The sequence below is a fragment of the Rhodothermales bacterium genome (genome assembly GCA_017643395.1).
GTDB lineage: Bacteria > Bacteroidota > Rhodothermia > Rhodothermales > UBA10348 > JABDJZ01.
Genome location: JAEPNP010000001.1, coordinates 934942 through 959456 on the forward strand (window position 1 = coordinate 934942; position 24515 = coordinate 959456).

A 24515-nucleotide genomic window follows, 5' to 3' on the forward strand; every position below is an offset into this window, starting at 1 on the left:
CTCAGTCCGTGCCCTGAACCGCCGCCGATACCGCTTGATAGAACTGCCGGTACTCGGCATTCTGCGGATCCAGGAACAGAAGCCTGCTGGCATACGGAAGGGATTCCTGCACACGGCCGGTGTTCAACAGCAGACTCGCCATGTTGCCCAGTGCCTCGGGCATGTCCGGGTCCAGTGCCAATGCCTGCAGGAAATCTGCCTCCCCGCCCTCCAGGTCACCCTGATTCAGGCGCAGGAAGCCTCGGTTGTTCCAGGTGAAGGCGAACGTCGAATCCCGGTCCAACACCTCGCGGAAGGCGTTCTCGGCCAGGTCGAGTTGTCCGTAGGCCAAATACGCCGTGCCGAGCTTGTCCCGAAATCGCAGGTGGTCCGGTGCCAGATCCACGGCATGCTCCAGCCAGGAAACGGCTTTGGGCACATCACCCCGGGTCAGAAACGCCTCTCCGATGCGGTAGGCAGTCCACGCATCGCCCGTGAACCCGGGGGTGCGCACCGTGCCGAGGCCCACCAGGGCATCCCAGTCTTCCTGGAGGAAGGCCAACCGGACCCGCTCGCGAATGGCCTCATCGGACGGCAGGCGACCCAGAACGGCCTGCGCGGAGTCCAGATAGAACGGGCGATGGGCAAATTCCTCATAGAAGGTGAGGTAGGCCGCGGCCATGGTCGGCGCGTCGACGCTGTCGCTGAGCAAACTCGCCATACGCACGAGGTCCGTACGAGCCGCCGCCTGACGGCCCGACTCGCTGCGCTCGGGCTCCACCACCCGGATGTAGTGATCCGTGATGCGCACATTCGGAATGTCGATCGTACCGGATTCCGGCATGTGACATGAGAAGCAATTGTCGTTCACGGCCCCGCGCGCGTCCAGGCTCTCCGTGCATTCGGTGACCTGCTGCGCCTCGTGGCACGTGGTGCACGTTGCGTTGTACGCGTCTAGCCCCTTGGATTGAACCGGCTCGTGAGGGTCATGGCAGGTGATGCACGTGATCGGAGCCATGCCCGAATCCGGGGCGCGGGATGCCTCAAAGCATTCACTCATTTGCAGCCGGTCCGGGTGGCTGGCCATCAGGAACTGGCTGGTAGAGTCCGGGAAGCGCGGCCAGAACACGTCCATGTGGTCCGTGAGCTTCTGTCCCGGTCTGAAGTCGAACGGCGAAACGCCCTCCTTCATGACCGCCGCCCCCTGCATGTGACACTTCTGGCAGACATCGTCCAGGCGCGGGATCTCAAGCTTGGCCGGGTTGACGATGGTGCGCTCCAGATCGTCCAGTTGGCCGGTGCGAACCGCCTCTACGTGCACCGAGCCCGGTCCGTGACAGTTCTCGCATTCAATGCCATGCGGGATGTTCGAAAAACGATTTTCCGAGGCCGGCGCGAAGTCCGACGGGCCGTCATGGCAGGCCATGCACTGGTCGGTGATGGGCCGGTCAAATCGGAAGGAATCGCCACCATCGAATCCGGGTGGCAGCGACCACTTGGCATCCTGGGCGTACCACGTGACCGGGATCTGGTAGAGGTACCCGTTTTCCTCCCGGATGTGGCTGTTGGTGTGCTGCCCGGAGCCTACGATCCAGTCAATCTGCTCCTCGCGTTTGTATGTGGTGTCCCGGCCGCTGAGCCGGAACTCGCGGACAAACAGGTCCTCCCCCCGGCGGAAGGGCTGGTAGTAGAGATTACGCTCCGAATCGCGGATCGGGGCGATACCGTCCCACCGAGCGTCTGACTCAGAGAAGACGGCCGGACGGAAGGAGCGCCCCATCTGGGCGGTGGCAAACGTGGTGGCCTGCTCCTGATGACACGTGGCGCAGGTGGCCTTGCCGACATAGTGGGCGTCCGGCGACCAATTGAGGTAGGCACCTTCGGGGAGCTCCTCCGCCGGTTCGCCTGCAGGGGTACAGGCAGCAGTTGAGATCAGTAGAAGGGCGATGGGGATCAGGCGCATGGGACCGCTGAAAGCGCGATGGGTGTCGAGGTTTCGCCCGCCCATCGCCCGTGAATTCGACAGCCAGGATGTTACTGCGGCAGGGGCAACGCGCGGCTTCCCCCGCCGAGTAGTTGTATCACCCACCGGTTTCCGGTATGCGAAAGCACCTTCTTCTTCTCGTTCCTGTCGTTCTGTTTCTCGCCGCATGCGAGGGCGCACCTTATCCCGTTTCCAAAGCCGGAGAAGTGCCCGTCCGGGCCGATGTGCCCGGATACTGGTTCATGGTAGACGAGGACGGAGAAGAAGTCACGCTCGAACTGTATGCCTTCAACGACGCCGAATATGTCGGCTACATGTCCGGCGATGAAGACGATGAGTCCATGTTGGTGCGCGTCTTTGAGAGCCCCGTAGGAGGCGTGGACATAGCGAATGTGCGTTGTCTCAACTGCGACCCCGACGAAGGCTACATGTTTGGTTTGGTGATCGCTGATGACCGCACCCTCTCCGTCCAGTGGGTGTCCGACGACTTCTACGAAGAGGTCGAGGATGCCAGTTCTTCGGAGCAGGTGCGAGCGGCGCTGGAGGCCGACCTGGACGGATGGCTGACTGGAGAAACCTGGATCTGGACGCGAGGGGAGTCTTAATGTGACAAAAAAGTCACATTAGGTATTGACTCCCCCTGGGGAAGCTCCTATTGTTGCTACGTGACCAAAAAGTCACATATCAACCCGCAGCCGAATGAGGACCTGATCTATCGAGCGCTGGCCAACCCCCTGCGTCGACGGATCCTGGACATCGTTCGCAGGGAACCGGGCGTTACTCTGGGCGAGATTGCGGCGTCCTTTGACGTTTCCCGGTTTGCCATCCGCAAGCATCTTCAGATGCTTCTGGATGCCACCCTGCTCTCGGTAGAGCCGGACGGCACAGCCAAGCGGCACCACCTCAATCCGGTTGCGATTCAGTTCATCTATGACCGGTGGCTCTCCGAATACTCGGGGCGATGGGCTTCTGCCCTGACCGGTCTCAAGTACACACTGGAGGGGGAGCTCATGAACCCACTGCAACACCGTTACGAGGTGTACATCCGCGCCTCGGCGGACCAGGTCTGGCGCGCCATCACGGACCCTGACTTCACCCAGCAGTTCTACTACAACATGCGCATCGACAGCTCTTTTGAAGAGGGCGCCTCGCTGCAGTACGTGAGTGGAAAGCCGGGAGACGGTCCCGTCATCACGGGAGAGGTCCTGGAGGCCAACCCGCCAACGCGACTCGTACACACCTTCGACTTCGGCAACGGAGACGGCCCTTCCAGGGTCACCTACGACATCGAGGACCTCGGTGGCGTGTCGAAGCTCACGTTGGTGCATGACGAGTTCGACTCCGAAACCAAGACCTATCAGGAAGTCGGGCCCGGGTGGAACCCCATCCTCAGCGGCATGAAGACGTTCCTCGAGACGGGTCGCGCGCTCGAAATTCCCCAACCCGCGCATACGAACTGACGCCTGCCTGGCGTTAGTACGATGCGACTTAGGGAGGGTCGTGTCAGATCGGGGCGGCTGCGCTACAGGCGTGGTCGCCCCGGTCCGTTTTTTTGGGGTTTGACTGGGAGCACAGGCACCCATCATGATTGCTGCGACAGGGTCGCCACGTAGGGTCCGGCCCTACAGCACGACGCAGGGTTACGCCGCGCCCCGGGAGCGTAGAGCGCCCAAGCTTGGGGGACCTGAATCCCATCGCCCGTCATGCGCAGTATCTTTCTCGTTCTCGCACTCCTCCTGATCCCTTCCGCGACGAAGGCCCAGACCACCCGTGACATCCTCACGGCATTCCGCCAGGGAACGCCCGTAGTTAATCTCCGCTTGCGAGGAGAGCACGTCACCCGGGACGGGATCGATGATCCGGCTCGCGCCCTCACGCTGCGCTCCGCATTCGGGTACCGTAGCGGCTCGTATCAGGGCCTCACGGCCTTCATCGAAGCGGAGGCCGTGACCGCTTTGCCGGATGATGACGGATACGCAAACGCCGGCGCGGGAGCGCTCAACAACCGCGTGACCGACCGGCCGGTAATCGCCGATCCTGTTGCCACCGAAGTCAACCAGGCCTACCTGCGCTACGCCGCGGAGAAGGCCACGGTGACCCTGGGCCGTCAGGAGATCATCTTTTCCGACTCGCGCCTGGTGGGCAACGTCGGCTGGCGCCAGAACCACCAGAGCTTCGACGCTGCCCGCATAGACATTTCCCCGGACGATGGGCTCTCCATGAGCTACGCGCTGGTGCGCGAGGCCCACCGGATCACTGGCCAGGACGCCGCCATGCAGTCTCATCTCGCCGAGGCACGGGTGCGCATAGCGGATTTCGGATCGGCCATCGCGTACGCCACGCTGCTGGACTACGATGATGCGGTCGGACTGTCACGCAGCACGTTCGGCGGACGCTTTGAGGGCTCGCGCGCGCTGGGCGACGACTTCCTGGGGCGCATCGAGGTGGGCTATGCTCTCCAGTCCGACGCGTTCGACAATCCCGAAGACATCACGACGGACTACATGCTGTTCGGCGGTCGCGTAGGCCGGGGCTCCTCTGCCTTGCACCTGCGATGGGAGCGGCTCGGCGGCAGTGAGGCAGACGGTGCCTTCGTGACGCCGCTGGCCACCCTGCACAAGTTCAACGGCTGGGCCGATGCCTTCCTGGCCACCCCTCCCCGGGGTCTGGTGGACCTCGAGGTGGGTTTTGCAACCGAGCTCAGGGGAGCGCGCATGGCGCTCATCCTCCACGACTTCTCGTCGGACGAGGGCGGCCTTCACTACGGACGGGAGCTTGACTTCTCGGCCGCGTACGCAACGGCGGCCGGGCTTAAGCTGGGCGCAAAGGTGGCGCATTATGTGGCCGATGAGGGCGGGGCCGACACTACAAAACTCTGGATCTGGACCGTCATCGGCCTCTGAACCAGGCACTGATTACCTTTGCGGGCTCACCACACAACATGTCCATGCCCCGCTCCCTTTGCCTGGTGCTCACATGCGCGGTTGCCCTCCCGATTGCCGCCCAGACCTTCGACGTCGATGCAGCCGCCGATGCCATCGAATCCAGCGTGATCGAATGGCGACGCGACTTCCACCAGAACCCTGAACTGGGCAACCGGGAGTTCCGCACGGCCGGTGTTATCGCTGCGCATCTCGAGCGGCTGGGGATCGAGGTCCAGACGGGGGTTGCCCACACCGGCGTGGTGGGCGTGTTGCGCGGGGGTGGCGATGGTCCGGTCGTCGGGCTGCGGGCCGACATGGATGGACTGCCTGTGGTCGAGCGCGTTGACCTGCCCTTCAAGTCGGAGGTGACCACCACCTACCGCGGCCAGGAGGTCGGCGTGATGCACGCGTGCGGTCATGACACGCACATGGCCATCCTCATGGGCGTCGCCGAGATCCTCGCCGAGAACCGGGAGGAGCTGCAGGGCACGGTCAAGTTTCTCTTCCAGCCGGCCGAGGAAGGTCCGCCCGAAGGCGAAGAGGGCGGCGCCGAACTCATGGTCAAAGAAGGTGCTCTCAAGAACCCGGATGTCGATGTGGTCTTCGGCCTGCACATCTGGGCTGCGCGCGACATCGGCACGATTGGCTACCGGCCGCGCGGCATCATGGCAGGCGTGCAGGACTTCCGCATGGAGGTGCATGGTGTGCAGGCCCATGGCTCAGCGCCCTGGCTCGGCATCGACCCCATCGTCACGGCTGCGCAAATCGTGAACGGTCTTCAGACCATTGTATCTCGCTCCTTGGAGTTGACCGCGGACGCCGCCGTCGTCACGGTCGGCAGCATCCATGGCGGCGTTCGCTCCAACATCATCCCGGAGAACCTGGAGATGACGGGCACTATCCGCACGTTCTCTGACGAGCACAGGGATTTGGTGCATCGGCGGATCCGTGAGGTCGCGGGTGGGGTGGCCGATGCGATGGGTGCCCGTGTGGACGTGCAGATACCCCACACCACCAGCTATCCGGTCACGTACAATGACCCGGAACTGACCGCGCGCATGGTGCCGACACTGATCCGCACTGCAGGCGAGGACCACGTGGAATTGGTCGATGCGGTCACGGGTGCTGAGGACTTCTCCTTCTTTGCGCGCGAGGTGCCGGGCCTGTACTTCTTCCTGGGCGGAAAGTCGCTGGACCAGGCCGCAGAGGACACGCCGTCACATCATACCCCGGACTTCCACATTGACGAGGCGGGCATGAAACTGGGCGTACGCACAATGGTCAACCTGACGCTGGACTACCTCAGCGGCCAGTAGGCGGCGCCGGATCGGGCACAGACTCCATCGCACGGAAAAAGGCCCGACCGTGTGTGACGGTCGGGCCTTTTTGCACTGTGGCTATCAAAGTGCGCCCACGAAATCGGGTGTCGCTCGATAGCGATCTATGTCAATCCGGGTCAGAGTCTGAACAGGACACCAAGGCCGCCGCCGACCTGACCGTCCGTGTCTGGAGTCAGGGACAGGCGCGGTGTCACCGAGAGATAAATGCGGTAGTCGCGCCCGCCGTATCCAACGCCGAAGCGGCCGCTGATGCCGAGGATGGCCTCATCGTCTCCATTGTCCTCGAAGCCGACAAAGGCTCCGGGGCCGAACATGAAGTAGAGTGGACGATTGGGCTCGATCGGCGTCTCGATCATCCGGTGCACGTTCAGGAAAAAGAACTCGTCGAGATCCCACGCGGCCAGGAATTCGAGTGAGCCGCGACCATCGTAGTCGGGCCGCAGAACCAGGCCGGAGGGATCTCCGAGTTCACCACCGATCCAGGTGGTCGACTGCGCCTTGACTTCCGTAGAACCAACCGAAAGAAGAAAGATCAGGCCCAGTGCAAACGATAGAATTTTGGACCGAGGCGTACGCATGGGTAAACATGGTGGGTTGTACAATTCATCACCCCGGGAGGAGTTGTAATCATTGATCCCGAGGGCGATGCCAATATGATCCCATCCCGTAGCCGACCGCAGTCGGCGGGCCCCGCATACAGACGTCGGAACGGTTCGAATCAGCTTGTAGGCCCGTTCCTACGTGCTTTTCGCCTCGAGGGGCCTAGTTGAGCCGAAACGTCACCGGGATGTTCATGGACACCTTGACGGCGCGGCCCCGCTGTTTGCCCGGCGTGTAGCGCTGCTTCATGACGGCGCGCACGGCCTCCTCATCGAGCAGCTTGTGCACGGACTTCATGACCGTGGGCTGGGAGGGATTCCCCTGCTCGTCAATGATGATCTGAACCACGACAATGCCTTCCAGACCGGCTTTGCGGGCCAGTTCCGGGTACGCCAGATCGGAGAGGAGCGCGGCAAGACCGCCAATCATCTCCGGCATCTGTTCGACGACCACAAAGACGTCCGGCTCGGGCGCCGCCTCGACGACGGGTGCCGGTGGAGGAGGCGGCAGCGTCGTGATCGCCTCGTCCAGATCCAGCGTCATATCCAGATCCAGCTCAATGTCCTCCAGCAGGTCATCATTGGGCACCTCGACGGGTACCGGCGGGCGCGGCGGTGGAGGGGGCTTCTCGAAGTGTGTGGTCTGCAGGATCTCCTCAAACTGAACGAGATCCGTGGACTCAAGCACGTAATCCGGGGCTCGGTCCAGATCCACGCGCAGGTTGAACGCACCGACCACCAGCAGCAGCGACGCAATCAACCCTGCCTGGAATCCGCTGAGATACGAGTCTCGACGCACGCGATACCGGAAGGCTCGCTGCTGAAAACTGCGCTTCAGTTGCTCGGCCGGAATGTCACCGGACTCGGGGGGCGGTGTTCTGAGGCGGCCCAGGCTCTGGCCGTATGCAGGAAGGAAATTGCCCTTGAGGAAGTTGCGACGCATGGTTCTCGAACGCTGGCTTTGAGGGCCGTTACGTAAAGTGGAACCGCGCGGTTACGGTTGGTTGCCGTCGGCCGGCGGAAGACGGCGGTCGCGGCGTGTGCCCACCGTCGAGCGCTCCGCCCTCCGGCTGACTGGAACCGCTTCCACCCCGGATGCAGGTTGCCTCTATCGGACCCACGTGCATAAATACTGCCTCTCCAAACCCCCTCCGGGATGAGCACTTCCAATCTCTCCGCGCGCCTCAGCGTGATGATGTTCCTCCAGTTTTTTATCTGGGGGGCGTGGTACACCACGATTGCCGTCTACATGTCCAACCATGACATGCAGACGCTCACTCACTGGCCCTATACGGTGAACCCGCTGGCCGCCATCGTCGCCCCGTTCTTCCTGGGGCTGATCGCGGACCGCTACTTCGCTACCGAAAAGGTGCTCGGCGTGCTCCACCTGCTGGGCGGCGCGTTCATGTTTCTCGTGCCACAGGTGTCGGCCAACCCGGTGCTCTTCATTGTACTGCTGGCGGCCTATAACCTGTGCTACATGCCCACGCTGGGCCTTTCGAACTCCCTCGCGTTCCACCACATCACGGACCAGGAGAAGCAGTTCCCGCTTATTCGTGTCTTCGGCACCATCGGCTGGATCGTGGCCGGGCTGGCCATCAGCTTTGTCCTCAGCGGCATGGTCTCCGGTGCGGCTGAAGCCACAGCGCTTCCGCTTTACATGGCGGCCGGCGCCAGCATCGTGCTGGGTTTCTACAGCTTCAGCCTGCCGAACACGCCTCCCGCCGCCAAGGGCAAGCCCGTCTCGATCTCCAGCATCGTCGGTGTGGATGCCTTCCGCCAGCTGGGCAGCCGTGCGTTCTACGTCTTCCTGGCTGCCTCTTTCCTGCTCTGCATCCCGCTGGCCGCCTACTACAACTTCACGCAGCTCTTCCTGGAAGCCAGCGGCGTAGAGCGCATCGCCGCCACGCAGACGCTGGGTCAAATGTCGGAGGTGGTCTTCATGCTGCTCATGCCGTTCTTCTTCCGTCGATTGGGGGTGAAGTGGATGCTGGTCGTCGGCATGGGCGCATGGGTGCTCCGTTATGTGCTGTTTGCCCTCGCGGCGCCGGCAGGGGTGTTCTGGATGATTGTCATCGGCATCCTGCTGCACGGCATCTGCTACGACTTCTTCTTCGTCACCGGCCAGATCTACGTGGACAAGAAGTCCACCCCGGAAATCCGCGGTCAGGCGCAGGGTATGCTGGTCTTGATCACCTACGGGGCCGGCATGTTTATCGGCGCCCAGGTGGCCGGCAACGTCTTCAATGCCTTACTGGGAGGGGCCGAAGCCCTCAGCGCTACGCAATGGCAGGAGTTCTGGTATCTGCCCGCCTTGTTTGCCGGGGCTATCCTGCTGTTCTTCGTGTTCACATTCAAGGATGAGGTCGACCGGTCCACGACATGAGAAGACGACAGTTTATCAAGACGGGGCTGCTGGGCTCGGCCGCTGTGCTGGCCGGGTGCGCGGAAGCTCGCCGCGACCTCAAGGAGGGGTACGATGCCGGGCGCGCCGCGGCCGACGGGGATGCGCGCGATGTGCTCTACACCATCTCCCTGGCTCAGTGGTCCCTGCACAAGGCCATCTTTGCGGGCGAGCTCGACCCGCTGGACTTTCCCGTCATCTCCCGCGATGAGTTCGCTATAGACGGCATCGAATACGTGAACGGCCTGTTCACCGACCGCCGCACCGATGAGGAGTACCTCACCGAGCTGCGAAACCGCTGCGACGGCGCTGGTGTGCAAAGTCTGCTCATCATGTGCGATGGCGAAGGTCGCATCGGCGACCCGGATGAAAATGCGCGCACCCAGACCATCGACAATCACCGTCGCTGGCTTGACGCGGCATCCTTCCTGGGCTGCCATTCCATTCGGGTAAACGCCTCGAGTGAAGGTGACTGGGAGACCCAGAAAGCCCTGGCCGCGGACGGACTGCGCCGCCTGACCGAGGTGGCGGCCGAGCAAAACCTCAACGTCATCGTCGAAAATCACGGCGGCATCTCCTCCAACGGTCAGTGGTTGGCTGAAGTGATGCAGGCGGTGGATCACCCGCGATGTGGCACGTTGCCGGACTTCGGCAACTGGCATATGGGCGATGCGCTCGGTGGCGAATACGACCCCTACGAAGGCACCGAGGAGCTGATGCCGTTTGCCAAGGCCGTCAGCTTCAAGACGCACCGACTGGCAGAGGACCCCGGCGGGCCGCATTTCCGCTACAACTACGCCACGCAGGAGTACTTCCCGGTGGACTTTGACCGTCTCATGCGACTGACTCTGGACGCTGGTTATCGCGACTGGGTGGGCATCGAGTATGAAGGCTCGGATGTAGACGAGATTACCGGGATCAAGCGCTCGAAGGCTATCCTCGAGCATCTGCACGAAACGCTCAAAAGCGACTACTCATGAGACTGCTTTCCCTTTTTCTGCTCTCGCTGTTCCTGGTCGCCTGCCAGGGAGAAGGCTCGCACGCCGAGGGCGCCGAGGACCATGCCGAAGAGAACGCCGAGGAGCATGCCGAGGACCACCCGGAGGACAACCCTACCGGCGAGTGGATCGTGCTGTTTGACGGCACCTCTCTGGACAACTTCCGAGGCTTCAAGCGCGACACCGTACCGGAGTCCTGGACCATCGATGACGATGGCGCGCTCACCTTTGCCGTGTCCGACGACCGCGGCGACCTGGTGACCCGCGACACCTTCGGGGACTTTGAACTGGAGCTCGAGTGGAAGATCTCCCCGGCCGGCAACTCAGGCATCATCTATCGCGCCTCCGAGGAGTTCGATGCTCCCTGGATGACGGGCCCGGAATATCAGATCCTGGACAATACCGCACACCCGGACGCGAACTTCGGGGACGACCGAAAGGCCGGGGCCAACTACGACATGCATCCCGCGAATCCGGATGCCGTTGCCGAAGTCGGCGAGTGGAACACCACGCGCATCGTGGCGCGGGGCAACAATGTTGAACACTGGCTGAACGGCGAGATGGTGGTCTCCTATGAGCTCTACTCCGACGACTGGAACGAGCGGCTGGCGAACAGCAAATGGACGGATTTCCCGGAGTACGGCCGCCGTATGTCCGGCGTGATTGCCTTTCAGGACCACGACGACCCGGTCTACTACCGCAACATCCGCGTCAAGCCGCTCTGACCGATGCACATGGGGTTGGTCGGACTGGGCAGGATGGGTGCCGGCATGGCCCGGCGCCTCCGCCGGGCCGGCCACCAGGTGACCGGATACGATCCCTCGAGTGAGGCCTCCGTGGCCTCACTCGCGGCCCTGGTTGATGCGCTGCCTGCTCCCCGACACATCTGGGTGATGGTGCCGGCCGGAGCCCCCACCCGGGAATCGCTCGACGAACTGGCCCGGCTGCTCGGATCCGGCGACCATCTTGTTGACGGCGGGAACAGCCATTACGTCGAAGCCGCCCCGCGCGCGGCCCGTCTGGCGGAACAGGGCGTTGATATGCTGGACGTGGGCACCTCCGGCGGGGTGCTCGGCGAAGAGCACGGCTACTCCCTCATGGTCGGCGGATCCGAGCAGGGCGTGGCGGCCTGGAGGCCGGTCCTTGAGGCGCTGGCACCGTCGCCTGAAAAGGGGTGGGCGCACGTGGGGGCAAGCGGTGCCGGGCACTTTGCCAAGATGATCCACAATGGGATCGAGTACGGCATGATGCAGGCTATCGCCGAGGGCGTGGCGGTCATGCAGGCCGATGGCGAACCGCGCGTCGATGTGCCCGCCGCCTTGCACGCATGGCGGTCCGGCAGCATCGTATCCTCGATGCTGCTGGACCTTACGGAGGAGATACTGGGCGCGAATCCGGCGCTCTCCGGAGTCGGCCACGAAGTGGCGGACTCCGGGGAGGGGCGGTGGGCGGTGGCTGCGGCAATCGAGCGGGATGTGGCGGCTCCTGTGATCACGCAGGCGCTTCTGGAGCGGCTGCGATCGCGGGATGAGGCCCGGTTTGCTGACCGGCTGCTGGCGGCGATGCGTGGTGGGTTCGGCGGCCACCATGTGCCGGATGCCTCATGACTGCGGGCTTCCTGCTCGTCCTGGCCGCGTTGGCCATCGTCCTGATTCTGGTGCAGGTCAGCCTGCTGCGCATTCCTGCGTTCGTAGCGCTGATGGTGGCAACGATCGGTGTTGCTCTGCTTGCCGGCATCCCCGCTGCGGACGTGGCACAGGTGGTGCAGGACGGCATGGGGTCCGCGTTGGGCTACATCGCCGTCGTCATCGGGCTTGGCGCCATGTTCGGCGGGCTTCTGGAACGGTCCGGAGGGGCGCATGCCATGGCAGATGCGCTGCTCGACCGATTCGGCCCCGAACGTGCACCGTGGGCCCTCGCCATCTCGGGCATCGTCATTGCCACGCCAGTGTTCTTTGACGTGGCGGTCGTGCTTCTGATGCCGCTGGCCTACGCGGTCTCGAGGGACGCAAGGCGACCACTGCTCTTCTTCGCCGTGCCCATGATCGCGGGGATCGGAGTCGCCCATGCGTTCATACCGCCCACGCCCGGCCCCGTCGCCGTGGCTGCGCTCCTGGGGGCAGACCTCGGTCTTGTACTGCTCTTCGGCCTGGTGGCTGGTTTTCCGGCGATGGCCGTTGGTGGCATTCTGTTCGCACGGTGGATCACGCCACGAATCACGCCAGAGCTCGAACTCCCCTCACTGGGAGACCCGCCCTCCGGCGTGCGTCCCGTGTCTGCCCTGACCGCAGCCTCCGTGCTCGCGCTTCCGCTGGTGCTCATCGTATCCGGATCGATCGCGAAAGCCGTGATGGATATCGCACCCGGCTGGCTGGTCTTGCTGTCCCACCCGTTCTCCGCTCTGATTATGGCAGTTTTGCTGTCCCTGTGGGCGTTCGGCCTTCGGGCGGGTATTCCCATGGCCGAGGTGTCGCGCATCTGTACGAAAGCGCTTGAGCCCGTCGGGCTGATAATTCTGGTTACCGGCGCCGGTGGTGCATTGGGCAAGGTGCTCGTGGCCGCGGGCGCGAGCGACGTGATCGCCGGCGCGTCGAGTGGGGCGGGAGCGCCGACGTTGGTACTCGCCTTCCTCGTTGCCGCCGCGGTTCGCGTCGTGCAGGGCTCAGCCACCGTGGCCATGATCACCGCGGCGGGATTGGTGTCGCCGCTGCTCCTGGGCGCGTCGGGCGTCACCGCAGCGCTGGCGACCATCGCGATTGCCTGCGGCGCAACGGTCGTGTCTCACGTCAATGACTCCGGCTTCTGGCTCGTAGGCCGCTACACTGGTCTGTCGGAACGCCAGAACTTCTGGGTTTGGACGGTAGCGTCGACACTGATCGGAGTGAGCGGTTTTGCGGTGGTTCTGCTGCTGGCCGCGCTGCTCTGAGCAGTTTGCGGCCGCGTCCTGCTCGTGGAGGCGGGCGGTACCCGCAGTGTAGGCGGCCAGCGCCTCGTCGCATCGAGGCACGGGTCTGTCTCTCACGACCCGAGGCCCTGGGCTGGGGCTCCGGGCGCAACTCGGCCCAAGCGTCGGCGTGGCGGCGTGCAATCCGCCGCCTTCAGCCCCTTGACCCGGGTTGATGCCGCCAACATCAGAGGCCCCGAAGGTTCAAAACAGAGCCGAATGGAACCTCTCCACCCGAAAAGCGGCCTCGAAGGTTCAAAACAGGGCCGAATGGAACCTCTTCACCCGAAAAGCGGCCCCGAAGGTTCAAAACAGGGCCGAATGGAACCTATTCACCCAAAAAGAGGCCTCGAAGGTTTAAAACAGGGCCGAATGGAACCTATTCACCCAAAAAGAGGCCTCGAAGGTTCAAAACGGGGCCGAATGGAACCTCTTGAGCCGAAAAGGGGCCCCAAAGGTTGAAAACAGGGCCGAATGGAACCTCTTCACCCCAAAAGAGGCCCGGAAGGTTCAAAACAGAGCCGAATGGAACCTCTTCACCCAAAAAGCGGCCCCAAAGGTTGAAAACAGGCCGCAATGGAACCTCTTCACCCGAAATGAGGCTTCAAAGGTTGAAAACGGGGCCCGGAGCCAACCTCCCGCCCTGGGTCAAGGCCACAACTGCGAGGTACCCGAGCGCGCAGCACCGGTCCCCCGACTCGACCGACGATTCAGCTTGCCCCGGCCAGACCTCCGTTTCTGTCGCCCACCCGGCCCTCGCCCAGCCGGCCATCGCCCAGCCGGCGCACTACCTCAGCCACAACCACCGAAGGCGCGGCAGACACATCCACCTCCACCGCCGCGGCAGGGCGCTCCAGGTCCGCCAACTGGCTCTCCAGCAGCCCGGCAGGCATGTAGTGCCCCCTCCGCTCTTCCAGTCGCCGCCGGATCACCTCCGCCGGGGCGGTCAGGTGCACAAAGAGCACATCGCCCGAATCCCGGCGCAAGGTCTGTCGGTACCGCTCCTTGAGCGCCGAGCAGGCGACGACCCTGCCGTCGGGGCTTTCGTGCAGGACCTCCCGGACCCGCTCGAGCCAGGGTGCGCGATCGGCATCAGTCAGAGGAATGCCGGCCGCCATTTTCGCCCTGGCCTGAGCGCTGTGCAGATCATCCGCGTCTCGAAACGGCACCCCCAACTCCCGCGCGAGCAGGCGCCCCACGGTGGTTTTTCCGCACCCGGACACCCCCATGACCACGATCCGTCGTGGCGCGCTGCCCATCGTCAGAATCCCATGCCCGTTACCTGGGTCGGGATGCGCGCGAAGTACATATGGCTCGTGAGGTACAGGGTGCCGTCGGGGCCGAATGCCAGATTGGCGGTTTGCACATCGGTTCGAACGGTGCCAAGGTGCTCACCATCCGGTGTAAACACCCAGACTCCGCCCGGACCTGTGGCCCAAATGCGTCCGTCGGTATCCACCTTCAATCCGTCGGGTAGTCCGGGCATGTCTTCCGCCACATGGGCGGTGGCATCGTAAAACACACGGCTGGAGGTCACCGCTCCATTCTCAATGTCGTAGGCCATCCAGATCGCACGGGCGGGGTCCGAATTGCCAACGTAGAGCGTGCCGCCATCGGGCGAAAACGCGAGTCCGTTGGGCCGGGTAAGGGTCGAATCGAGCACGGTCACCTCCCCGTCCCCCGACACTCGAAAGAGACCCGCGAAATCCAGCTCCGCCAGATCCGGCGAGGCCAGGCCGTACGTGGGGTCGGTGAAATACCACCCGCCGTCCGGACCCTGCACCACATCGTTGGGACTGTTGAACCGCTTGCCGTCGAAGCGGTCGACAATGGTCGCAAAGTCGGGCGCCGGGGAAGCCCAGCCCGATTCCAGGCGCGCGATACGGCGGTCACCATGCTGCGCGAGCACCAGTTGGCCTGCATTGTCCAGAGTCAGCCCATTCGAGCCCAACCCGCCGCCACGCTCCTCCTCCCCGGTGTACCCGGACGGGTTGAGCCACGCCGTAGTGCCGGTGTCCGGGTGCCACCTATGCAAGGTATTGCCCCGCACATCGGAGAAGAGCACCCCGACCTCATCGCTCACGAACACAGGCCCTTCACTCCAGCCGTACCCCTCGGAGAGCACTTCCGGGCGTGCGCCGGGGTCTACCACGTCCTCCATGTCCGGCGATACGACCTCGACGCTGCCGATGTACAGCGCATCATCCGCCTCCGGCGACGCGCAGGCAGAAAGCAACAGAATCACGACCAGGGAAAGACGAACGGATTGCACCACGTGACCAACTCGGATATACTCTGCAACGGCCCATGATCAGCCGCACCTCCGTCGATTGCAACCTTGCGCACCCACATGGAAGCACCCTTCATAGCCCGCAAACAGGAGCCCTACGATGCCATCGTCGTCGGCTCGGGCATTTCCGGCGGCTGGGCCGCAAAGGAACTGACGGAGCGCGGCCTGCGCACCCTTGTTCTGGAGCGTGGCGCACCGACCGTACACTCCGATGACTACATCACGGAGCACGTTCCGGCTCACCGATTGCCACTGCGCGGGCGCCTGACGTTGCAGGAACGACAGGACACCTACCGTGTGCAGGCACGCAGTTGGGTGTCCGGTGCGAACAAGCACTTCTATATCAAGGACCCCGACCAGCCGTACGTAGAGGACAAACCGTTCACCTGGATCCGGGGTGGCCGGGTAGGCGGCAAGAGCCTGATCTGGGGGCGCCAGAGCTACCGATGGGGTCCACAGGACTTCACGGCGAATGCGGAGGACGGGGCAGGTGTAGACTGGCCCATCCGCTACGACGACCTGGCCCCTTGGTACGAGCACGTGGAGCGCTTTGCAGGCATCAGCGGGCAGTCCGAGGGTCTGCCGCAGCTTCCCGACAGTGTGTTTCAGCCCCCCATGCCGCTCAATCATGTGGAGCGCATTGCGAAGGGTGGTATCGAGCGGGTTTTCCCCGATCGTCGCATGACCATCGGCCGATCAGCCGTGCTCACGCAACCTCTGCCGGGCCGGGCACCCTGTCACTATTGCAACGCCTGTGACCGGGGCTGTTCTCCGGGGGCGTACTTCTCGAGCCTCAGCTCCACCCTGCCCGCGGCCGAGGCCACCGGGTTGATGACACTGCGACCCAACTCGATTGTGCACTCGGTGATCTACAACCGGGAGACCGGTCGCGCGTCCGGAGTCCGGGTGATCGACAAGGAGAGCAGGGAGACCATGGAGTTTGAGGCCCGCCTCATATTCCTCTGCGCATCCGCGCTGGGCTCGACGCAGATCATGCTGAACTCCACCTCGCCCACGTTTCCGGAGGGCATTGCGAATTCCAGTGGCGCGCTGGGGCGCTATCTGATGGACCATCATTTCCAGGTCGGCGCAAGCGGGCGATTCCCGGGGCACCTGGACGTCTATCATGCGGGCGGGCGGCCCAACGGGTTTTATATCCCGCGATTCCGAAATCTGGCCGGATCGCGTCGGAGTTACGTGCGCGGGTTTGGCTACCAGGGCGGTGCGAGCCGTGCGGGCCTCTTCCGCCCAGCGGAAGCTGCTTTCGGGGCCGCGCTCAAGGAGGAAATGACGCACCCGGGTCACTGGACGATCGGCATGACCGCTTTCGGCGAGGTGTTGCCGCAGGAGGGCAATCGCGTCTATCTGCACCCGGACAGAACCGACCCCTGGGGAATCCCTCAACTCGTGACGGATGCGAAACTGGGCCCGAACGAGCTCGAAATGCGCAAGGACATGGCCAACGACGCCGCCGAAATGCTGGACGCGGCCGGCGCCGTGGACGTGCACACGTGGGACAATCACACACCCGGTGGCTACGGCGCGGAACTTGGGCTCGGCATTCACGAAATGGGCACTGCCCGCATGGGCCGGGATCCCCGCACCAGCGTGCTCAATGGCTGGAATCAAGCCCACGACGTGCCAAACCTGCTGGTAACCGACGGTGCGTGCATGACATCCGCGGCATGCCAGAACCCATCGCTCACCTACATGGCTCTGACAGCGCGGGCCGTCGACCATGCCGCGGACGAACTCAAACGACGCAATCTGTGATGAAGGACACCATGGACAGACGCGAGGCGCTCCGGCGCATTACGATGCTTGCCGGCGGCACGCTGTGCGCTACGTCGGCGTCCGCCATCCTGTCTGGCTGCACCCCGAGGCAGACCTCCGACTATGCGAGCCTCAGCGGGGATGAAGCGCGCCTCCTGGACGCGTTGGTGGAGACCATTATCCCCACTACGGACACGCCGGGCGCTGCAGAGGCAGGCGTCTCCGCCTTCCTCGACGACGCCCTGACCCACGTCATGAGCCCGGAGGATGCAGCCTTCTTCAAGGCCGGCCTGACCGATGCGGACGGCCGGGCAGGTGGATCCTTCGCGGCGCTCTCGGGCGATGAGCAGGCCGCCGTGATGCAGGACCTGCTGGACAATCCGGGTCCGGAACGATCCCAGGGAGGAGGCACCTTCTTCAATGTGCTGCGCGACCTCACACTGGCCGGCTACTTCTCCTCAGAAATCGGTGCCACGCAGGTGCACCGCCTTCAGATGACGTTTCCGAACTACGATGGGGCGCTGCCCTACAATGGCGAGGGTGCCTGGGCCGTACACCACATCGCGCGCTGATCAGTCGGAGTTTTCGCCGCCCTGCACCCGCGCGAAGACCGAAAGCTCGCCTTCGTTGGTGAACGCCACCACGTCATAGGTGTCGTAGTCCGCGGGGTCTCCCTGCTCCATGCCCGGCGATCCGATGGGCATGCCCGGCACGGCCAGCCCGCGAATGGCCGGCTGCTCCGCAAGCAGCCGCGTAACGTGCTCTGCGGGGACATGGCCCTCCAGCACGTAGCCTCCCACAGTCGCCGTGTGGCAGGAGCGCAGTTGCGGGTATACGCCCTCGCGGTCCTTGACCGGGGAAACGTCATTCAGGTCGTGCACCTCGACCTCATATCCGGAGTCCTCCATGTGGTCTATCCACGCGGCGCAGCAACCGCACGTGGGCGACTTGTAGACGACAACGGTATTCGCGGCGACAGCCTCAGACTCGACTCCGAGGAACAGGTAAGCGGCGCCGGCCAGCAGGACTATGGCACCGATAACAATCGAACGAGCAGACATGGCGGGGACGTTTTTCTCTGCGGAGGTCTCGCCAGCATGGTAGCTTGGCGTGCTGTCCAAACGCCGCACCCCCGGGGATGTTGTTGATTCGCGCGCTCTTTCTCGCTGCTTTCGTTTTGCCGGTTGTCGGCTGCGGGGGCACCTCCGAACCGGAGCCGTGGGCACACGCATTCTGGGTCCAGCAGTCGGTCAATACCGATACCCGTCTGCAGGCCGTGAGCGCCGTTTCGAATGACGTGGTTTGGGTCAGCGGGGCACAGGGCGTGTTCGGCCGCACTGTGGACGGGGGACGTATCTGGCAATCGGGTACCGTCACAGGCGCCGAGTCGCTCGAATTCCGCGATGTGCACGGGATCGATCAGGACCTCGCGTTCCTGATGAGTGCCGGACCCGGCGAGCAGTCGCGGATCCTGCGTACCACCAACGGGGGTGCCTCCTGGGAAACCGTGTACCGCAACACCGAACCCGATGGGTTCTTTGACTGCATGTCCTTCTGGGATGCGCAACGGGGCATTGTCTTCTCCGATGCGCCGGACTCCGACTTCATGCTGTTGCTAACCGAAGACGGCGGCGACACCTGGAATCGTGTGGATCCGGAAGCGCTCGAGGACGCCCACGAGGGCGAGGGCGCTTTTGCCGCCAGCGGCACCTGTCTTGTTACCGGGTCCGATGGGCGGGTCTGGTTCGGAACGGGTGCCTCCGGCGTCGATACCCGCGTGTATCGCTCGGCAGACTTCGGCACCACGTGGAACGCAGTCGTTTCACCCATCCCTTCCAATTCCGGCTCCTCGGGCATTTTCACACTCGCGTTCCTGGACGACACCTTTGGTCTCGCACTGGGCGGCGAATACTCCCGTCCCGACTCCACCTACGGCCATGTGGCCGTGACCTCCGACGGCGGTGCCACCTGGATGCAGACCGGAGCGACGGGCCTCGGCGGTGCCGTGTTCGGTGCTACGTTCGTGCCGGGCGCGCCGACTCCGACTGCCGTCGCCGTGGCTCCGACCGGGTCCGTCTGGAGCACGGACGGCGGAGTAACCTGGGAGCGCATTGATGCCGAGAGCTACTGGGCAGTCGGTGCAGCCCCGGGAGGCAACGTGTTTGCCGTCGGACCGGGTGGCCGAATTGCTCGCCTGACGGCCGGCGCGGCCATGTAGACCTGATCATGCCATGCGTGTCTTTGTCCTGTTCGCTTCGTTTGCCCTGGCCATGAGTGCCGAGGCCCAACACCACAAGGGAGACCGGTTCGTCGGCGCCAACTTTGCAGGGCGAAGCCCGGTGGCGGCCATGAATGGTATCGCAGCCACGAGCCAGCCCCTGGCTTCTGCGGTCGCCATCGACATCCTGAAAGCCGGCGGCACAGCCGTGGATGCAGCGATCGCTGCCAACGCGGTGCTGGGACTCAGCGAACCAACCGGCTGCGGCATCGGCGGCGACCTGTTTGCCATTGTATGGGATCCCTCCGAGCGTCGGCTTCACGGCCTGAACGCCTCCGGTCGCGCACCCGGAGGACAGACGCTGGAACAGCTGCAGACCCGGTTGGGAGATCGCGACGGCATTCCGCTGTTCGGAAGTCTGGCCGTCAGCGTGCCCGGAGCCGTCGATGGCTGGTTTGAGCTGCACGACCGATTCGGGTCGTTGCCCATGGATCAGATCCTCGCGCCGGCCATCGCCTACGCAGAAGGTGGCTTTCCCCTGTCTCCGGTTATCGCAGACGGTTGGGCGATGAACTTCCGCCGCTTCGACCGCAATGCGGACGACATCGAGGAACTGGATAACCTGAGGTCAACCTTTGCGCCGGACGGCTCGGTGCCGGAATACGGGGACGTCTTTCGTAATCCGGATCTGGGAGCGACCTACCGCCAGATTGCGGCCGGTGGACGAGACGCCTTCTACCGCGGGGAAATCGCGGAGACCATCGATCGATACATGAAGCGCATCGGCGGACCGCTGCGCGCAGAGGATCTGGCTGCCCATCGCTCAGAATGGGTGGATCCGGTCAGCGTCAACTACAGGGGATACGATGTCTGGGAATTGCCGCCAAACGGTCAGGGGATCGCTGCGCTGCAGATGCTCCAGATCATTAAGGGCTATGATCTGGCTGCCATGGGTTTCGGCTCGGCGGACTACCTGCATGTGTCTACCGAGGCCAAGCGACTCGCCTTCGAGGACCGCGCCCGCTACTACGCGGATCCGGATTTCGTCGAGGCTCCGGTGGATCGCCTCCTGTCCGACGAATACGGCGTCATGCGCAGGGGCCTGATTGACATGAGTCGGGCGATGCCCTCTGTAGAGGCCGGAGACCCTGTGCTGGAGACGGGTGACACGATCTATCTGACGGTGGCTGACCGAAACGGGATGATGGTCTCTTTCATCCAGAGCAACTACGCCGGAATGGGCAGCGGCCTGGTGCCGGACGGCCTCGGTTTCGTATTCCAGAATCGCGGCGCGCAGTTCAGCCTCACGCCGGGCCATGCCAACGTGTACGAACCCGGCAAGCGTCCCTTCCACACCATCATTCCGGCGTTTGTGACCAAGGACGGCGAGCCCTGGCTGAGTTTCGGGGTCATGGGCGGTGCCATGCAGCCCCAGGGACACGTGCAGATCCTGGTGAACATGATCGACTTCGGTATGAACGTGCAGGAGGCGGGCGATGCGGCTCGCTACCGGCATACAGGCTCCAGCCAGCCTACAGGAAGCATGGCAGACGATACCGGACTGCTCTCTCTGGAGTCGGGGATTGCGCTCGAGGTAGTGCGCGAGCTCGAGGCCCGCGGACACCGGGTGCGACACGCCCCCATGCAGGACTCCTTTGGCGGTTACCAGGCCATCCGATGGGACCCCGTGCGCAAGGTCTACTTCGGAGCTACCGAAATGCGCAAGGACGGAATCGTTGTTGGTTACTGAGAAGCCGTTGGCCATCATCGGCGCTCCGGAGGGATTCGAAGCGCCTGCCAACTCCGGTGCGGTCGTGACATCGCTGAGTGCGGATACGGCGGTCCGGAACGGATTCGATGTGCTCCTGCTGGAGGTCCCGAAGTCGCGTCGGGAGGCTGTGGATCTGGTTCGCCTGGCGGAGGAGGCCGAAGCCCGGGTGGGTCTGCCGCGGTGGTTGCGGCGCGCACTTCCTTCGGGGCGACACCACACGCTGATGAACGTCGTCGGCGGCGCAAACTGTCGCCTCTCCGACCTCGTGGACCTGGCACTGTGGATGTCCGGCAGCCCGGGCGTGCAGCGCATGGAAGTGCAGGTTGCCGGTCCTGTGAGGGGCATCAGTCTGCGTGGGCATGGAGGCGAGTTGATGAGCATTCAAACATCCGAGCTTCAGGAGGAAGTTCGCATCTGGGCCTCCGGAGGCCCCGACGAACCGTTGCTGACTTCGATCGAGTGGGAGCCGGATCGCGGCATCGCCGATGAGATCATTCGCTTTGCCGAAGGCGATGATCAGTCCGTGCTCCTTGAGGATTCGGTTGACCTCGTGGCCGTATTAGAACGGGTACATCGCCGCGTGCGTTAGCGGCATATGGGACTGCTTGAAACGCTCATACCGGAGGACCTTGCTGAGGTCCTGGCCGAGGTCGGTGCGGCGGCTTCCGAAACGAATGTGCCGGCGTGGGTGGTAGGAGGGTTCGTGCGCGATGCCCTGATAGGCCGGCCCACGACCGACATCGATTTTGTCAGTGTCGGCAAGGGATCCGGTATTGCGCTCGCCGAGGAGGCGGCCTCCCGGCTGGGCGGCGCGTCGGTGCACGTCTACCGGCAGTTCGGTACTGCTGCGATCCGCATTCCCCGTGGCGAAGAGACGATCGTCCTGGAGTTCGTCGGGGCCCGGCGCGAGAGTTACGACCGCAACTCGCGCAAGCCCCGCGTCGAGGACGGCACGCTCGAGGATGATCTGAAGCGTCGGGACTTTACCGTCAACGCACTGGCTGCTCCCATTGGTGCAGACGGCACGGGAGAACTCGTGGACCGGTTCAGCGGGCTGAAAGATCTCGATGCCGGTGTGCTGCGCACTCCAGTGGACCCGTACACGACGTTTTCGGACGACCCGCTGCGTATGGTGCGTGCGGCCCGGTTCGCGGCCCAGCTTGGATTCCGACTCGACGACGAGACCTGGAGTGCGATGCGGGCTGAGGCGGCCCGTATCGAAATCGTTTCGATGGAGCGGATCGCGGAGGAGCTTCAGAAGCTAATGAGTTCTCCGAAGCCGTCCTCCGGCTTCAAGATCCTCGAGGAGACGGGCATCCTGACGCATTTCCTGCCCGAGCTTTCTGCACTGCGAGGCGTGGAGCAGGTGGACGGACACCGGCACAAGGACAACTTCTATCACACGCTGCAGGTGGTCGACAACCTGGTGGAGGCCACGTCCGAGCGGCCGGCGGAAGAAACGCTTTGGCTGCGCTGGGCGGCGCTGCTCCACGACATAGGGAAGCCGTCCACGAAGCGCTTCCGGGAGGGCACCGGCTGGACGTTTCATGGACATGAGGACCGCGGAAGCAGGATGGTGCCCAAGCTGTTTCGCCGCCTGAAGCTCCCTCTGGACGACCGGTCAGACTACGTGGAGAAGCTGGTGCGATTGCACCATCGACCCGTCGCGCTGGTGGATGACCAGGTGACAGACTCGGCCGTTCGGCGCCTGCTGTTTGACGCCGGGGACGACGTCGAGGACCTGATGACGCTTGTGCGCGCGGACATCACGTCCAAGAATCCGGCCCGAGTGCGGCGCTACCTGCGTGCGTTTGACCGCGTCGATCAAAAGCTGATCGATGTCGAGGAGGCAGACAACCTGCGCAACTTCCGGCCGCCGGTGGACGGACTCGAGATCATGGAAGCGCTGGGCATCGGCGAGGGGCTTGCCATCGGAATTCTGAAAGAGCGCATCACCGAGGCCATTCTGGAGGGAGAAATCCCGAACGACCATGACCCCGCGTACGCCCTGATGATGGCGCACAAGGACGATGCAATCCGACGCGGAGAGCTCTTCAAACGCGGCATTGATGCGCTGCGCGGACCCGAGAAGCGGGCAGTGGGAGCCATCAAGGAAGCGGTTCTAGACGCTGATTTGCCTGACAACGACGACGAAGCATGGAAGTATCTGATGCAGATCAAGGACCGGGTTCTGAACCCCGCGTAGCAAGCCGCAGCGTACTCGCGCCGATCCGTCGGGCCTCGGATACCATAGTGCGGGCCTGTGATAGCACCGCCCTGACCGGATTCGCGGCGGCGGCCGTGATTGTGGGCTCCTGGCTGAGCCTCGTCTGGCCGGTCTCGACCCTCGGCCTGGTCTTGCTTGGCCTCGTGGCCGCGGTGCTGGCCATGCCGGGCACGGTGGTCTTTCTCCTGGCTCGAGCCGTTGCCGGGGTCGTTAGACTCCCCCAGACCCTCATGACGCAGGCCTCCGGAGCGGCGTCTCTACCTGAGCTCAGTCTAAAAGGGGGCGCGTTCCGTTCCGTATGGCGGGCCGCCCGCTATCTGCTGGACGTGCGCGGCCGCCTGTGGTCCATGAAGGATGAACTCGTGGCCGCTGGCGCCGTGGTTCGTCTGGCCAGCCCGGTCGTGCTGCTCTCGGTCCTGGGAGCCGTTGTCGCCATCGTGGCGATGCTGCCCATCGCCGTAATCATGCTGCTGCTCGCCCTGCTGTTCTGACCGGGAAGGCTTAGCCGACTTCCACCGGCGCGGGACGCACGTCCCACATGAGCATCTGCTCGATGTCCGCGAAGTCCTCCTCGCCGTCCGCGTCGTAGAAGGCGTAGTCCCCGTTCCGCTCCTTCATCATGCCGGAAAGGGCCTTCCACTTGGTACCTTCGGTGTCCATGAAGGCTTCCGGGTACGGGTTCTCGATGCGGTAGGAGGGGTGGTAGTTCCGGTAGGTCTTGGCTGCTTCATAGATGGCGGCACGCCGTGCTCCCGGCATGGACACGCTCTGGCCGGTCACCTTGAATGGAGCAATGGTAATGGTGGCCTGGAAGTCGCCGTCTTCCTGCTCGACGTACTCGGGGCGCATCACCTTGAATTCGTCAGGGTGGGGATAGGCACTGCGTTCGTTGAAGTCCATCGGGCTCGGAAAGTGGGTTAGACCGGTTCTGATTTTGTCGGCCGCGTAAAACGACGGAGTCCCGGACCGGTTCAACTTGGAGCACATTTTGGAGGCAACCAAGGGGCCCTAACCTGACTGCCGTTATTGGGCACATGAAAGAGCCGTTATTGGGCTCGGTGTGG

23 protein-coding genes are annotated in these 24515 nt (G+C 63.7%); 16 read left to right on the forward strand and 7 right to left on the reverse strand.

Annotation, left to right across the window (positions count from 1 at the left end; translation table 11 throughout):
* Position 1: 1 nt before the first annotated feature.
* Positions 2 to 1942, reverse strand: coding sequence for a tetratricopeptide repeat protein (locus JJ896_03655; protein ID MBO6778730.1), 1941 nt, complete (start codon positions 1940 to 1942; stop codon positions 2 to 4).
* Between the two features lie 137 nt (positions 1943 to 2079).
* Between JJ896_03655 and JJ896_03660 the strand changes: the two genes are divergently transcribed.
* The 4 genes from JJ896_03660 (at position 2080) to JJ896_03675 (ending at position 6203) form a co-directional block, all read left to right on the forward strand.
* A complete protein-coding gene (locus tag JJ896_03660) occupies positions 2080 to 2568 on the forward strand; it encodes a hypothetical protein (GenBank protein MBO6778731.1) in 489 nt (162 codons plus the stop codon).
* A 60-nt stretch (positions 2569 to 2628) separates the two neighbouring features.
* The gene (locus JJ896_03665; protein MBO6778732.1) at positions 2629 to 3423 is read left to right on the forward strand and encodes an SRPBCC domain-containing protein; all 795 of its coding nucleotides are present in this window, start codon (positions 2629 to 2631) and stop codon (positions 3421 to 3423) included.
* Between the two features lie 243 nt (positions 3424 to 3666).
* A complete protein-coding gene (locus tag JJ896_03670; GenBank protein ID MBO6778733.1) occupies positions 3667 to 4866 on the forward strand; it encodes an alginate export family protein in 1200 nt (399 codons plus the stop codon).
* 44 nt (positions 4867 to 4910) lie between these two features.
* Positions 4911 to 6203, forward strand: a complete 1293-nt coding sequence (locus JJ896_03675) for an amidohydrolase (protein ID MBO6778734.1) — start codon at positions 4911 to 4913, stop codon at positions 6201 to 6203.
* A gap of 140 nt (positions 6204 to 6343) precedes the next feature.
* On the opposite strand, the gene JJ896_03680 is transcribed toward JJ896_03675, so the two are convergent.
* Together JJ896_03680 and JJ896_03685 are read right to left on the reverse strand one after the other, a co-directional pair.
* Entirely contained in the window at positions 6344 to 6805 is a 462-nt protein-coding gene (locus JJ896_03680; protein ID MBO6778735.1) for a hypothetical protein, read from the reverse strand.
* Positions 6806 to 6989: 184 nt separating this feature from the next.
* On the reverse strand, positions 6990 to 7769 hold the full coding sequence (locus JJ896_03685; GenBank protein ID MBO6778736.1) for an energy transducer TonB: 780 nt from the start codon (positions 7767 to 7769) through the stop codon (positions 6990 to 6992).
* 213 nt (positions 7770 to 7982) lie between these two features.
* Between JJ896_03685 and JJ896_03690 the strand changes: the two genes are divergently transcribed.
* The 5 genes from JJ896_03690 to JJ896_03710 are packed head-to-tail and all read left to right on the forward strand — an operon-like array spanning position 7983 to position 13154.
* Positions 7983 to 9212, forward strand: coding sequence for an MFS transporter (locus tag JJ896_03690; GenBank protein ID MBO6778737.1), 1230 nt, complete (start codon positions 7983 to 7985; stop codon positions 9210 to 9212).
* A complete protein-coding gene (locus JJ896_03695) occupies positions 9209 to 10210 on the forward strand; it encodes a sugar phosphate isomerase/epimerase (protein MBO6778738.1) in 1002 nt (333 codons plus the stop codon). The genes JJ896_03690 and JJ896_03695 overlap by 4 nt, the downstream gene beginning before the upstream one ends.
* Entirely contained in the window at positions 10207 to 10953 is a 747-nt protein-coding gene (locus JJ896_03700; protein ID MBO6778739.1) for a DUF1080 domain-containing protein, read from the forward strand. Before JJ896_03695 ends, JJ896_03700 begins: the two co-directional genes overlap by 4 nt.
* A 3-nt stretch (positions 10954 to 10956) precedes the next feature.
* Positions 10957 to 11835: a decarboxylating 6-phosphogluconate dehydrogenase gene (gnd, locus tag JJ896_03705; protein MBO6778740.1), complete on the forward strand. Its 879-nt coding sequence runs from the start codon at positions 10957 to 10959 to the stop codon at positions 11833 to 11835.
* Positions 11832 to 13154, forward strand: coding sequence for a hypothetical protein (locus JJ896_03710; protein MBO6778741.1), 1323 nt, complete (start codon positions 11832 to 11834; stop codon positions 13152 to 13154). Before gnd ends, JJ896_03710 begins: the two co-directional genes overlap by 4 nt.
* Before the next feature lie 728 nt (positions 13155 to 13882).
* Here the strand turns inward: JJ896_03710 and JJ896_03715 are convergent.
* The gene (locus tag JJ896_03715) at positions 13883 to 14431 is read right to left on the reverse strand and encodes a gluconokinase (GenBank protein MBO6778742.1); all 549 of its coding nucleotides are present in this window, start codon (positions 14429 to 14431) and stop codon (positions 13883 to 13885) included.
* Positions 14432 to 14433: 2 nt separating this feature from the next.
* Positions 14434 to 15447, reverse strand: coding sequence for an SMP-30/gluconolactonase/LRE family protein (locus tag JJ896_03720; protein ID MBO6778743.1), 1014 nt, complete (start codon positions 15445 to 15447; stop codon positions 14434 to 14436).
* A 75-nt stretch (positions 15448 to 15522) separates the two neighbouring features.
* On the opposite strand from JJ896_03720, the gene JJ896_03725 reads away from it, so the two are divergent.
* Together JJ896_03725 and JJ896_03730 are read left to right on the forward strand one after the other, a co-directional pair.
* Positions 15523 to 17235, forward strand: coding sequence for a GMC family oxidoreductase (locus JJ896_03725; protein MBO6778744.1), 1713 nt, complete (start codon positions 15523 to 15525; stop codon positions 17233 to 17235).
* The gene (locus JJ896_03730; protein ID MBO6778745.1) at positions 17235 to 17807 is read left to right on the forward strand and encodes a gluconate 2-dehydrogenase subunit 3 family protein; all 573 of its coding nucleotides are present in this window, start codon (positions 17235 to 17237) and stop codon (positions 17805 to 17807) included. The genes JJ896_03725 and JJ896_03730 overlap by 1 nt, the downstream gene beginning before the upstream one ends.
* Here the strand turns inward: JJ896_03730 and JJ896_03735 are convergent, their stop codons facing one another.
* Positions 17808 to 18296, reverse strand: a complete 489-nt coding sequence (locus tag JJ896_03735; GenBank protein ID MBO6778746.1) for a DUF411 domain-containing protein — start codon at positions 18294 to 18296, stop codon at positions 17808 to 17810.
* A 77-nt stretch (positions 18297 to 18373) separates the two neighbouring features.
* Between JJ896_03735 and JJ896_03740 the strand changes: the two genes are divergently transcribed.
* The 5 genes from JJ896_03740 to JJ896_03760 are packed head-to-tail and all read left to right on the forward strand — an operon-like array spanning position 18374 to position 23942.
* A complete protein-coding gene (locus JJ896_03740; protein ID MBO6778747.1) occupies positions 18374 to 19453 on the forward strand; it encodes a hypothetical protein in 1080 nt (359 codons plus the stop codon).
* A 13-nt stretch (positions 19454 to 19466) separates the two neighbouring features.
* Positions 19467 to 21203, forward strand: coding sequence for a gamma-glutamyltransferase (gene ggt, locus JJ896_03745; protein MBO6778748.1), 1737 nt, complete (start codon positions 19467 to 19469; stop codon positions 21201 to 21203).
* A complete protein-coding gene (locus JJ896_03750; GenBank protein MBO6778749.1) occupies positions 21190 to 21813 on the forward strand; it encodes a hypothetical protein in 624 nt (207 codons plus the stop codon). The genes ggt and JJ896_03750 overlap by 14 nt, the downstream gene beginning before the upstream one ends.
* A 6-nt stretch (positions 21814 to 21819) precedes the next feature.
* Positions 21820 to 23430 (forward strand): HD domain-containing protein, encoded by a 1611-nt coding sequence (locus JJ896_03755; GenBank protein MBO6778750.1) that lies wholly within the window; start codon positions 21820 to 21822, stop codon positions 23428 to 23430.
* Positions 23382 to 23942, forward strand: coding sequence for a hypothetical protein (locus JJ896_03760; protein MBO6778751.1), 561 nt, complete (start codon positions 23382 to 23384; stop codon positions 23940 to 23942). Before JJ896_03755 ends, JJ896_03760 begins: the two co-directional genes overlap by 49 nt.
* A 10-nt stretch (positions 23943 to 23952) precedes the next feature.
* On the opposite strand, the gene JJ896_03765 is transcribed toward JJ896_03760, so the two are convergent.
* A complete protein-coding gene (locus JJ896_03765) occupies positions 23953 to 24351 on the reverse strand; it encodes a hypothetical protein (GenBank protein MBO6778752.1) in 399 nt (132 codons plus the stop codon).
* Positions 24352 to 24515 lie beyond the last annotated feature (164 nt).